We start from the raw sequence: 12,374 nt of genomic DNA, 5'->3' as shown, positions 1-12,374 counted from the left end.
CAACAATTTTTGAGAGTTTTTCTATTGCAGATTTGATATTTTTCTCTCTATCAAGCAAGTTAGAACCAAGTGCGATTAAAATAAAATTATCCATTATTGTGGTAAAAATAAAAATTCAATTGATGTGTTTTAAGGCAAGTGCTAAAAAGGTTTATAAACAGATTTTCTTTGAATTGAAACGCTTTTTTACATACATATTTTTTCTTGCTTTTAGCATTTCAACAGCAAGTGCATCTGCTGAACCGCCAGTTTTGCCAAGCCTTACTGAACCCCCTCAATCTCAAGAAAACCCCCAGCCTAATGTGGTTAATAATATCAGTGCAGATATTCTAAAGGATGCTGTTGGTGATGTTTTTGAAGAGCAAAAGAAAAATGAGGCTGAAACACCTCCCCCACTTGCGGTTGCGAAAGATGTTAAAATTGATGAGTCGCAAAATAATAATGAGCCGATTATAAATGAGCCTTCATATCAAGAATATGAAGCCCCTAAACCTAAAAATAATTATTCGCAAATTGAGATTTTATCAAAGCCAGATTATGTTGCACCCGTTGCCGAGGCTTCACCAGAGCAAAAAGGAAATTATGAGGAAGTTACAATAAGTGTTTCCGCAGAACCTGAAAATGAAACCACTAAAGCAGAAAATCTTACTCAAGAAACTACAGAAAAACCTCAAGAGGTTAAAGAGGAAATTAAACAAGAGCTTGTGGAAGCAAAAGAAGAAATCAAAGAACAAAACCCTTCTAAGGAAGTAAAATCTGAAAAAAATATTGCTGATAAAAAAACTGAATCAGAGCCTGAAATAGTTGATAAAGTTGCGGTTGTTCCAATTGATGACGAGGAAAATATTAAAGAAGTTAAAGCAATAGCGATTAGCGAGGAAAATAATCTTCCACTTAATAAAACCAATGAAGCCCTTACGCCAATCTTTAGTGGATTGCCAAAATCTATGCAAAAAACAGCTAATTTAGTTGTTGCGGATAAATTTTATAACAATTCTTTGATTGCAAATAATAATTCAAATCAAGTTGTTAGAATGCCTCCAAGAGATGATATTGAAGCATTAAATGAGTTAATTAAATTATCAAATCAAACTCTTCCAGAAATTAACTCTAAAAAAATAAATGTGAAAAGAGGTGAATTTAATGATCCATTTTATGATGAAGTTGAACCATTCGAAGAAAAACAAAGTACTAATAATGCTCCAAATAATTTGGCAAATGCTCCTAAAGTTGAAAATACTGGCGTTGCTGATAAAGAAACTAAACCTAAGAAAAAAATTGTAAAAGTTTTTACTAAACCAGAATTTTATGATCAAGAAAAAACTCTATCTGTAGAGGTTAAAAAACAAAGCGATGGCGAAGTATTAAAGCTTAGAAAAGATGCTTTTGATGCACTTTCAATGGGTTTATATGAAGTTGCAGTAACATATTACAAACAAGTTTTAGAAATTCTGCCAAATGATAAAAACGCTCTTTTTGGCTTGGCAACTTCTTATCATAGGGCAAAACAATTTTCAAACGCTAAGGAAATTTATAAAAAAATTATTAATGATGATATAGAAAATACTGATGCACTTAATAATTATATAATTCTACTTTCTGAAGAATACGGTGATTCTGCAATTCCTAAATTAGAAAAATTATGGCAGGAAAATAAGGAAATATCAGTTATTCCAGCCCATATTGCAAATTTATATTACGCAAAAAATGATCTTAAAAAAGCAATTGAATATTATTTTCAAGCAGTCAGCGTTGCACCTGAAAATGTAGATTATAAATATAATTTAGCGGTTTTACTTGAAAAATATGGTGCGAGTGACTTAGCGGTAAAATATTATAAAAATCTGCTCGATGAATCTGCAAAAGGTAAGATTTTACCTGAAGATCCACTAACAATTAGGGAAAGATATTTTTCATTATTATCTATAAAAAATTAATTTATGGAAATTATAGATTTATTAAATTATGCGAAGCGTCAAAATGCCTCAGACCTTCATTTAACCCCTGATTATGTTCCATGTATTCGTGTAAATGGCGATATAGAGCCTTTTTTGACTAAAAATCTCTCTGGTGAAGAAATTAAATCAATGCTCTATTCAATCGTTACTGATTCGCAAAGGGCGGTTTTTGAAAAAGAGTTGGAGCTTGATTTTGCCTTGCAATATGGCCCAGATATGAGGTTTCGTGTAAATGCTTTTACAACTCACAAAGGCCCTGCAATAGTTTTTAGATCAATACCTACAAAAGTTCTATCGCTTGAGCAGTTAAACATGCCTCAAATTTTTTATAAATTATGTAATCTTCATAAAGGTTTGATTCTAGTTACAGGCCCAACTGGTTCAGGGAAATCAACAACGCTTGCGGCAATAATAAATGAAATCAACCTCAAACATAAAAAACATATTTTAACTATTGAGGACCCAATTGAGTTTATTCATCGTCCAGAAAAATCAATAATAAACCAAAGGGAGTTGCATAATAATACGAAATCATTTTCAAGAGCCTTGAAAAGTGCTTTGAGGGAAGATCCTGATATTATTCTAGTTGGTGAGATGCGAGATATGGAAACTATATCACTAGCTCTAACTGCGGCTGAAACAGGCCACTTAGTGTTTGGAACGCTTCACACAACATCTGCCGCAAAAACTATTGATAGAATTATTGATGTATTTCCAGCGGCTGATAAAGAATTAATTCGCTCAATGCTTTCCTCATCTATTCAAGCGGTTATTGCTCAAACCTTAATGAAAACTAAAGATGAAAAAGGTAGAGTTGCCGGGCTTGAAATTCTTCTTGGCACACCAGCTGTTAGAAATTTAATTCGTGAAAATAGAATACCTCAGATAAATTCTATGATGCAGGTTGGTGCGAAATTTGGTATGGTAACAATGAAAGATTACGTAGAAAATCTTCTTAAGGATAATAAAATTTCTCTGGAAACCGCAAAATCTGTTCTGAACTCTCTGCAAGATTCTGCCGAGTTTGATGAAATCGCAAAAGATGCTAATAAATTAGAAAAAAATCCTAAAGTAATGCAATCAATTTCAAAATCGGTTTTTGAGAATAATAATTCAAACGAATCTAATACTCCAAAAATTAGTGAAAAAATAAATAACTCTGATTTCTAAATATATTTTTATGTCTGAAAAAAAGATAAATTATTATTTACAAGAAATGGTTTCAATCGAGGCTTCTGACCTCTATATAACCACTGATTTACCTGCAACATATAGGGTGCAATCTAATTTAGTTAGAAGTAAAGATGAATCATTTACCACTAGCGATATTGAAAAATTAGTGAAAGAATTTTTAACTGATGAGCAAATGCAAGATTTTCTTTCAACGCTAGAACTTAATGTTGCATACTCTATAGGTGAAGAAAGGTTTAGAATTAATGTTTTTTATCAGCAAAAAAATATTGGGCTTGTAGTTCGTCATATAAAATCAAAAATCCCTACTTTCAAAGATCTTGGTTTGCCTGAAAGTTACAGAGATTTTATTATGGCAAAGCGTGGTTTGTTTTTAATTGCGGGTGCAACAGGTAGTGGAAAATCAACTTCAGTTGCAGCATGTTTAGAGCATAGAAATAATAAAGGAAGTGGACATATTGTTACTATTGAAGACCCAATAGAATATGTTTTCAAACATAAAAATTGTATTTTTACTCAAAGAGAGATTGGCATTGATACTTATTCTTATGGTATAGCACTTAAAAATGCTTTTAGACAAGCACCTGATGTTATTTTTATTGGTGAAATTAGAGATAGAGATTCAATAGAAAATGCTATAATGTTTAGTGAAACAGGGCATTTGGTAGTTGCAACAATTCACGCAAGCAATACAAACCAAACATTTGAAAGAATTTTAAGTTTGTATCCTGAGGAAGTTCATAATCAAATTCTAATTTCTCTTTCACATAATTTAGTTGCGTTGTGCGGGCAAAGATTAGTAAAAAATTTGACTGGCAATTTAGTTCTATCTTATGAAATCTTGAAGAATGAAGGCTTGGTTACAGAGCTTATAAGAGAGGGAAAATTTCATGAGATAAAAGAGGTTATAAACAAAAATCTAAATAATGGAATGATGAGTTTTGATGAATCATTATTCCGACTTTATAGAGATAAAATTATTACGCGTGAAACTGCCTTGAAAGAAGCGGATAATCCTAATAATTTAAGACTTAGATTATCACAATTTTCTGAAAGTAATCTCTCAACTTCTCTAAAAGGCATAACGCAAACAACGGTTGATGAAGATACACTTTATGGTAAAAATAAAAAATCTGACTTTTAGATGAAGTTCACCTTAGAAAATCTGCCTAAAATTAGGGGTGAATATCGCTTTGATTATCCTCTTTCTAAAGTTACTTGGTTTGGTGTTGGTGGCAATGCAGATATTCTTTTCAAGCCCAAAGACGAAGAGGATTTGAGTTTCTTTCTTAAACACAGGCCCAAAGATTTACCATATATTTGCTTTGGAGTTTTTTCAAATGTGATTATTCTTGATGAAGGTTTTAGAGGCGTTGTAATTCGCTTGGGCAGAGAATTTGCTGGCATTAAAAAGATTTCTGATAATCAAATCAAAGTAGGTGCTGGTGCTTTAGATGCAAATATCGCAAGGTTTTCGGCTGAAAATGAAATTGCAAATTTAGAATTTCTTGTTGGGATTCCTGGTAGTTTAGGCGGTGCGATTGCTATGAATGGCGGTGCTTATGGTTCTGAGTTAAAAGATATTCTGGTTTCCGCAACTGCTATTGATGAAGATGGAAACATCATAGAGTTAAAAAATGAGAATTTTTCTTTCAAATATAGAGGAAATTTGATTGAAGAAAAATTATCAAAAAAATTAATTTACACTTCTGCAATTTTGCAAGGCGAAAAATCTTCTAAAGAGAAAATTTTAGAGAAAATGAATTTCATTTCTTCATCACGGGAAGCAACCCAACCAGTTAGAGCAAAAACTGGCGGAAGCACTTTCAAAAACCCTAAAAATTCTGATAAAAAGGCTTGGCAACTAATTGATGAAGCAGGTTGCAGAGGGCTTAAAATGGGCGGGGCAATTGTTTCGGAAAAACATTGTAATTTTCTAATTAATCAGGAAAACGCAACCGCAAGCGACATCATAAATCTCGGCGAAGAAGTGAGAAAAAGAGTTTTTGAAAAATCTGGTGTAATGCTTGAATGGGAAATTAAGATTTTTCCTAATTAGATTTTTCAGCTTTGCCTTTGAATACAATTTCAACTCTTCGGTTTGCAGCGGCTTCTTTTCCTTCTTCATTTGGCACGATATTATCATTTTTACCAAAACCGAATGTTCTAAATAGGTTTTTATTTACGCCTTTGCCGATAAGATAATCTCTAGCAATATCAGCTCTTTTCTTTGATAAAACCATCGCCTCATTATCACCAATAGATCTATCAGTATGACCATTAATAATAACCGAAGGCGGGTTTGATTTTTTAATTTGTTCAGCTACTTTATCAAGTTCAGCTCTAGCGTTTGCGTCAAGTTCAAAAGATTTTTTATCAAAATAAGCTAGATACATTAAATCACTGCCTCCACCGCCCCTTGCATAAATGAAATTGCCGGCTTCTTTTTTATTTTCTGAAGCAACTTTTTCATCAAGAAGCCTTTTAGCTTCATCATCTTTGACTCTATTTTCAATAACCCTAACTAACTCTTGTGCATAATTGCCTTCATATTCTTCTTCCGCCTCATAATTTTTGAATGGTGTATAATTTTCATCAATATCAGTGTGAGCGTAACCAGAAATAACTTCAGCTAGACCCTTGAATTTGGTTTCCTCATAAATTCCGTGCAGATAATCATTAACTTCTTTGAAGGCCATCTTACAATTTGTTCTTTCATCAACCCATTTATTTTTGGCTTGGGAAACCCAGCAATCATAGAATACTAAAGATTTTGCGGCAGCATTTGGAGCAACATAAACAGCATTTACTGATAGGGACTCTAGTAAGGCAATTCTAGCTTTTAGTAAATCATCAAGTTCAATATCGTCTTTAATTTCCCATTTTTTAGGATCTTCTGGCAGAATATCCCTTAAACCATCTGCTTTAAGGCCTTTTCTGCGGAAATGCGTTGCGTCAGTATAATTGTGGTGAAGGAATAATCTATCAGCAAGTTTTACATATTCTCTTTTAGTAAAATCAGCAAAATTACGACGCTTTAAGCGGAATCTCTCGGTTTCAATTTGGTTTTTAGAGGGAACATAAACAGGGTTTATTTCATTAGTATGAATATCTAAAAATTTGCGTGATCTTAATTTTTCAATAACGCCAAGAGTTCTATCTTTATGAATTGAAGGGCTTTTATGCTTTTCAATATCGTAAGAAGCAGAAGGGGCTTTTTGATATTCTGGCTTTTCAGTGATTATTCTATTTACCGCTTTAGGTTGCGGAGAAATTCCTCTTTCTATAGTAGTATTAAAATTGTAATTTTTAGTTATAGAGTCCCTAGCTAGCAAAGGCGTTGCAACAAAAATTGTAAGTAAAAATATGAGTAAAAATTTTTGCGAAAATATTTTCATTAAGCATTACCGCGTTCCTTAAGCCAAGCCATTTGAATAGCCTCCAAAACTTTCTCATTAGATTTTTGGGGGTCATCATCAAAATCTTCAAGTTCACAAACCCATTTATGTAGATCTGTAAATCTTAGATTGATATTATCTTTATCATAGTGCTTTTCTTCAAGCTCTATTGCAATATCTTCTATATCTTTCCACTTCATTGCTTTTTATATGTGTTGAATATATAACTTATATCATAAATTTTTAAGATTAGAATATGCAAATTAATTTTGACGACATAAATGAAATAATCTCAAATGCACTTGAGGAAGATATTGGGCGTGGCGATGTAACATCTAATCTTACAATTCCTGAAGATGCAAATATTTCAGCAAAATTTATTTTTCGTGAAGATGCAATTTTTTGTGGCACGCCAATTTTAGAAAATATTTTCCTTAGATATTCTGAGAAAATTAAATTTATTCCATTAGTGAAAGAGGGAAGTTTTGTTCAAGCAAGCCAAGCGGTTTTTGAAGTTTCAGGAAATGCTAGGATTATTTTACAATCTGAAAGGGTTGCGCTTAATTTTATTCAGAGAATGAGCGGAATTGCCACCTTAACAAATAAATTTGTTGAAAAAACCAAAGGCACGAAAGCACAAATTTTAGATACAAGAAAAACCACACCAAACCTTAGGAAGATTGAGAGATATTCAGTGTGGATAGGCGGCGGGGTGAATCACAGATATTGCCTTGATGATGCAGTTTTAATTAAGGATAATCACATTGCATTTAACAATGGTGATATTCAAAAAACTATAAGGCTTGCTAAAAATAATGCTCCGGAGGGTTTTATTATTGAGGTGGAGTGCGATAATTTAGAGCAATTCAAAATCGCAATTCAAGAAAAGCCAGATATTATTTTGCTTGATAATATGAATATTAATGAATTAAAACAGGCAGTTGAACTTGCTAAAAATACTAATATTTTACTAGAAGCATCAGGTGGTGTTACCCTTGAAACAATTAAAGAAATTGCTGAAACTGGAGTTGATAGAATTTCTATCGGTTCGTTAACCCATTCAGTAAAATCAATAGATATTGGTTTGGATTTTTAGGACTACTTGAAAAATCAATTACTATAATTTGAAAACCTATTTATAATTATTTTCCTAAATTTTTCCTCTACAAGAAAATAAGATATTGAAGCGATGAGTATATTTAACATAAATACAATAATTATAATTAGCCAATTATTTATGTCTAACTTGATAAGGCCTCTGCCAAATTCTATTGCAATAAACTGCCATATGTAAAAAGAGTAAGATATTTTTCCGAGATAATTTGTATATCTGTTATTAAATACAAATGAATTATTATTTATGCTAAGAGAGAATAATAATAAGCCAAAAAGTGGAGCAATAACAATATTTAACCCCATATATGAATAAATAGCTTCTGACTGTTTAAGTGTTGTTAAACAAAAAATAACCAAAAATATAAAGAAGGGAGACTTTAATATAAATGGTAATTTATCTAGCTTATTATTTGATGTAAGAAGATAAAAGCCTATTCCAATAAAAAATTCATTGAGTCTCATAAAAGCATTGGAATAATAATAGCCTTTGCTTTCTGAATCAGAAATTACATTAATATTTACTATTATTGCCATTAAAAAACCTAAAAAAATAAGCTTAATAGGTTTTTTTGAATATATTAAAATAATTAAAGGAAATAAAAGATAAAAAAAGGCTTCAACACTTATACTCCAAGTTCCTCCATTAATGCCTAAGTGAAACATTTTAGGAAAAATTGCCTGCAATAAAAATATATCATTTATAATTATTCTAATCCATTCTTCACTAGTATAAGGCGTGTTAGGCTGAATTAAGGAAAAATATAAAATGGAACCCAAAAAATATGTTGGATAAATTTTTGCAAATCTTTTTAGATAAAAATTTAATACTTCATTTCTTTTTGAAAAATCTTTATTTTTATAGACATAGCACATTATATATCCAGAAAGCACAAAGAAACCAGTCATGAAGACTGCACCATTATTAATAAATTTATCAATAAACTTAATATTAGTTGAAAAGTTTAAGTGAATTTTACAATGGAATAAAAATACTATGAAAGCTGTTAGAAATCGAAAAAAAGTAAGCGAGGAAATTTCAGCTTTATTTGAAGTTAATTTATTATTCATAAAAAGATTATTGGGTATAATCTTATTAGATTAAACCATCAACATTCCGCCATTAATGTGGATAGTTTGCCCTGTAATGTATTTTGCTTCATCTGAAGCTAGGAAAGCAGTTAAATTCGCAATATCCTCACCCTTGCCAAATGCACCAATTGGAATATTAGCGAGCATTTTATTTTTCTGATCTTCATTTAATTTATCAGTCATTGCGGTTTCAATAAAACCCGGCGCGATATTATTTGCGGTAATTCCACGAGATGCAACTTCAGCTGCAACTGATTTTATAAGCCCTGCAACCCCAGCTTTTGAGGCTACATAGTTTGCTTGCCCTGGGTTACCCATTGTACCAACGATTGAGCCGATTGAAATAATTCTTCCAAAGCGACGCTTCATCATTGTTTTTACAAATGATTTTATAAGAATAAAACTTGAGGTTAAATTAACCGCAAGCACCTCTTCAAAATCATCTTCAGACATTCTAAGTATTAGATTATCTTTGGTAATCCCAGCATTACAGACAAGAATATCTATTCCGCCTGATTTTTCTTCTGCCTCTGATGCTAGTTTTTTTACCTGCTCTTTATCCTTCAAATTTGTTGTTAGAATATGCACACGAGAACCAAGCGAATTTGCAAGCCCTTCTAGCTTTTCTATTCTTGTTCCAGAAACAACAATTTCTGCACCTAGAAGATGAAGTTTGCGGGCAATTGCCTCACCAATTCCACCCGTTGCACCAGTTATAAGTGCCTTTTTTCCTGTAAGATTAATCATAGAATTTATTGAGATGAAATTACTTTTTATCAACGCTGATATTAACTTTAGCAAGTTTTTTGTTAAGCCTTTCTAAGACTTCATTTGAAATATCATAATTATCTTTTGCAAATAAAAGTTGACCTTTAGCAATTACTACATCAACATTTTTTTCTTTAGCAATTTCAGCAATTATTTTAATAGTTTCATTTCTCACTAGCTCAAGTGCCTTGATATAAGCAGTTTCTAGGATTTTTCTTTTTTTCATTACTTCCCTTTGGCTGTTCATTAATTTTACTCTAAACTCTTGAACTTTTTTTGCGAATGCTTCTTGCGACATAGCTTTCTGCTGAGCTTTTAATTGCTCCTCATTTTTCTTGAGAGCATCTTCCTGAGATTTAGTTTCAGAAACATATTTTTGTTGAATTCTTTTTACTTCTTCTTCAGCGGCTTTGGCAGCTTTAGATTCATCAACAATCTTTTTTAGATCAACAGTTGCAATGGTTTTTACATCAAAATTCTGAGCATTTGCTGAATTAACCGCAAAAGCTAAGATTAAAGTTAAAATAATTTTTTTCATAATAAATCTCCGTTTTTTTGTTTTTTATAAAATTAAAATCTTGTTCCGAAGCTAAAGCGAATTTGCTGAAGTTGGTCAAAAGATTCTTTAGCAAATGGCTCAGCATAATCAATTCTAATTGGCCCAACTGGTGAACGCCAGAAAACACCAACACCAGCAGAACCCCTTAAAGAATCTTTATCTTCAATTTGTAAAGTTGGATCTGTCGCATCAATTCCATATAATGTTCCAACATCAGTAAATGCAGCACCTTTAATTTGTAATTCCTCAGGAAGCCCAAGCGGAAACATTAACTCTGAAGTTCCAACAAAATAGTTATTACCACCCAAAGGATCAAGGGAGACTCTATCTCTAGGGCCAATACCTTGGTTATCAAAACCCCTCATCAATGTTTCACCAACAAAAAATCTATCGTTAATTCTAACATCTTTACCACTCATACCAGTAACATTACCACCCCTACCTGAAAGACGAACAACCCAATCTCTATATTCCTCAGAAATTGGTGTAAAATATGAAACTCTCGCATCATGTTTTAAGTAAGCAATATCACCGCCCAAACCTGCATAATCTTGAGAGATAGAAGCAAACCAGCCCTCATTTGGCAGAAACTGATTATCAAGGCTATTATAAACAAAACTATGACCAATAACCGAGCTTAAAAATTCACCTAATTGTTGTGTTACAAAGAGTGATGCACCAGCTTGAGGGTTAGTAATTTCATCTTGCCTTAAAGTATAGTTAACATTGTGAGACAAATATTCAGAAAGTGGATAACCACTTCTTAGCGTAAAACCAGTTGAGGCACTATCAAACGCCAAGTTGTTTAACCCACTTTGAGAAACAATTTGCGTATTAAAAATATCAAAACCAGTTGAAAGTTGCCTATCCATAAAATATGGCTCAGTAAATGAAAGGCGAATATCTTGACGAACAGCAGCAAGCGTAAAGTTTGCACGCACGAACTGCCCTTTACCCAAGAAGTTCCTTTCGGTTATAGCAATATCTCCCAAAGCACCATCATTGGTGGAAAAACCAGCACCGAGAGTAAGTTCACCTGTTGATTGTTCAGCAACACCAACATCTAGATCAACTTTATCGGCATACTCAGTTTCTTTATTTTGAATATCAACTTTACTAAAGAAGCCCAGAGCCTCAATTCTTTCTTTAGAGCGTTTGATTTTTGATGAATTGTAAGGGTCGCCCTCATTCAGTCTAAACTCCCTTCTTATAACTTCATCACCCGTTCTTGAGTTGCCAATAATGTTTATGCGATTAACATAAACCCTAGGACCTTCTGAAATTTCATAGGTAATTCCTATTATTTGAGATTTATCATCTTTATTATAGCGAGGATTAATTCTAGTAAATGCGTAGCCTTTTTCGCCAAGATAATCAGTTAAAGTGGTTATTGTATCTTCAAGTTTCTTAGCATCAAACTCTTTGCCTTCCTTAGATTTTATAAGGCCACGAGCTTCATCTAAGTTCAAATCAGGGATTGCACTTTGAATGTCAATTTTTCCGAAAGTAAAGTGCTTGCCTTCATCAAGCGTGAAAATAATATTAAAGGATTTATTGATATTATTATATTCCGCATCTGCTGAAACTACTTTGAAATCAGCATAACCTTTGGATACATAATGCCTTCTTAGCAATTCTTTATCAAACTCAATTCTATCAGGGTCATAATTATCGCTACCGGAGAAAAATCTATACCATCTTGACTCCTTAGTGCCGATTACTGTTTCAAGCTCTGGCTCATCAAATGCAAAATTATTTATGAATGAAATTTGTGCAATTTTTGCCTTCTGCCCCTCATCAATTATAAAAGTAACTTTAACTCTATTATTTTCTAATTTTTCAACCTTTGGTTCAACTCTAACATTAAATCTGCCACTTCTTTGATAGAGTGTCATAATTCTTTTAACATCTGCTTGAAGGTCAGATTCCTTAAAAACCGCACGAGGCTCAGTTTTAATTTCAGCAAGGAATTTTTCATTATCAATTTTATCATTTCCATCAAAGGCAACTTCAGCAACGGTAGGGTTTTCCTTAACATCAACTTCTAAAATACCATTTTGGAATTCAATTTGTATGTCTTCAAAAAGGCCAGTATCAAATGTTCTTCTAAATGCGTTATCTAAATCTTCTCGGGCAATTGTTTGACCTCTCTTAACACCAAGAAATGCTTCAATAGTCGCAGGTTCTACCCTGCCATTTCCAGAGATTTTAATATCTTTGATAACCAAATTCTCAGCAAATGCAGAATTGGTTAATAGTAAAAAAGTAAAAAATAAAGCCGAGAGTTTTTTCATA

General features: G+C 32.5%; 11 protein-coding genes. 5 read left to right on the top strand and 6 right to left on the bottom strand.

The genetic code is table 11. The annotated features are described in order from the left end of the window. The first annotated feature begins 173 nt into the window (after positions 1-173). From SFT90_02150 to murB, 4 genes are read left to right on the top strand one after another with little or no spacing between them, the layout of a single operon-like run. A complete protein-coding gene (locus SFT90_02150) occupies positions 174-1,937 on the top strand; it encodes a tetratricopeptide repeat protein (GenBank protein ID MDX1949286.1) in 1,764 nt (587 codons plus the stop codon). A gap of 3 nt (positions 1,938-1,940) precedes the next feature. Next, positions 1,941-3,128: a type IV pilus twitching motility protein PilT gene (locus tag SFT90_02145; GenBank protein ID MDX1949285.1), complete on the top strand. Its 1,188-nt coding sequence runs from the start codon at positions 1,941-1,943 to the stop codon at positions 3,126-3,128. 10 nt (positions 3,129-3,138) lie between these two features. Beyond that, on the top strand, positions 3,139-4,293 hold the full coding sequence (locus SFT90_02140; GenBank protein MDX1949284.1) for a PilT/PilU family type 4a pilus ATPase: 1,155 nt from the start codon (positions 3,139-3,141) through the stop codon (positions 4,291-4,293). Next, positions 4,294-5,208 carry a UDP-N-acetylmuramate dehydrogenase gene (gene murB / locus SFT90_02135; GenBank protein MDX1949283.1) on the top strand — a complete coding sequence of 305 codons (915 nt, stop codon included), beginning with the start codon at positions 4,294-4,296 and terminating at the stop codon, positions 5,206-5,208. Here murB and SFT90_02130 read toward each other — a convergent pair. Next, positions 5,201-6,547, bottom strand: a complete 1,347-nt coding sequence (locus SFT90_02130; protein ID MDX1949282.1) for an OmpA family protein — start codon at positions 6,545-6,547, stop codon at positions 5,201-5,203. The genes murB and SFT90_02130 overlap by 8 nt on opposite strands. Next, entirely contained in the window at positions 6,547-6,747 is a 201-nt protein-coding gene (gene iscX / locus SFT90_02125) for a Fe-S cluster assembly protein IscX (GenBank protein MDX1949281.1), read from the bottom strand. The genes SFT90_02130 and iscX overlap by 1 nt, the downstream gene beginning before the upstream one ends. 56 nt (positions 6,748-6,803) lie before the next feature. Between iscX and nadC the strand changes: the two genes are divergently transcribed. Beyond that, positions 6,804-7,643, top strand: a complete 840-nt coding sequence (gene nadC / locus SFT90_02120; GenBank protein MDX1949280.1) for a carboxylating nicotinate-nucleotide diphosphorylase — start codon at positions 6,804-6,806, stop codon at positions 7,641-7,643. Positions 7,644-7,657: 14 nt separating this feature from the next. Here nadC and SFT90_02115 read toward each other — a convergent pair whose 3' ends face one another. Genes SFT90_02115 through bamA form a run of 4 tightly spaced genes read right to left on the bottom strand, consistent with a single transcriptional unit; the run spans position 7,658 to position 12,373 of the window. Beyond that, entirely contained in the window at positions 7,658-8,731 is a 1,074-nt protein-coding gene (locus SFT90_02115; GenBank protein MDX1949279.1) for an acyltransferase, read from the bottom strand. A gap of 30 nt (positions 8,732-8,761) precedes the next feature. Further along, entirely contained in the window at positions 8,762-9,499 is a 738-nt protein-coding gene (gene fabG, locus SFT90_02110) for a 3-oxoacyl-[acyl-carrier-protein] reductase (GenBank protein ID MDX1949278.1), read from the bottom strand. Positions 9,500-9,518: 19 nt separating this feature from the next. Next, entirely contained in the window at positions 9,519-10,058 is a 540-nt protein-coding gene (locus tag SFT90_02105) for an OmpH family outer membrane protein (protein ID MDX1949277.1), read from the bottom strand. Between the two features lie 32 nt (positions 10,059-10,090). Continuing rightward, positions 10,091-12,373, bottom strand: a complete 2,283-nt coding sequence (gene bamA / locus SFT90_02100; GenBank protein MDX1949276.1) for an outer membrane protein assembly factor BamA — start codon at positions 12,371-12,373, stop codon at positions 10,091-10,093. Position 12,374 lies beyond the last annotated feature (1 nt).

The sequence above is a fragment of the Rickettsiales bacterium genome (genome assembly GCA_033762595.1).
GTDB lineage: Bacteria > Pseudomonadota > Alphaproteobacteria > Rickettsiales > UBA8987 > JANPLD01.
The sequence above is the reverse complement of the archived record's forward strand: the minus strand, read 5'-3'. Positions and strand labels throughout refer to the sequence as shown.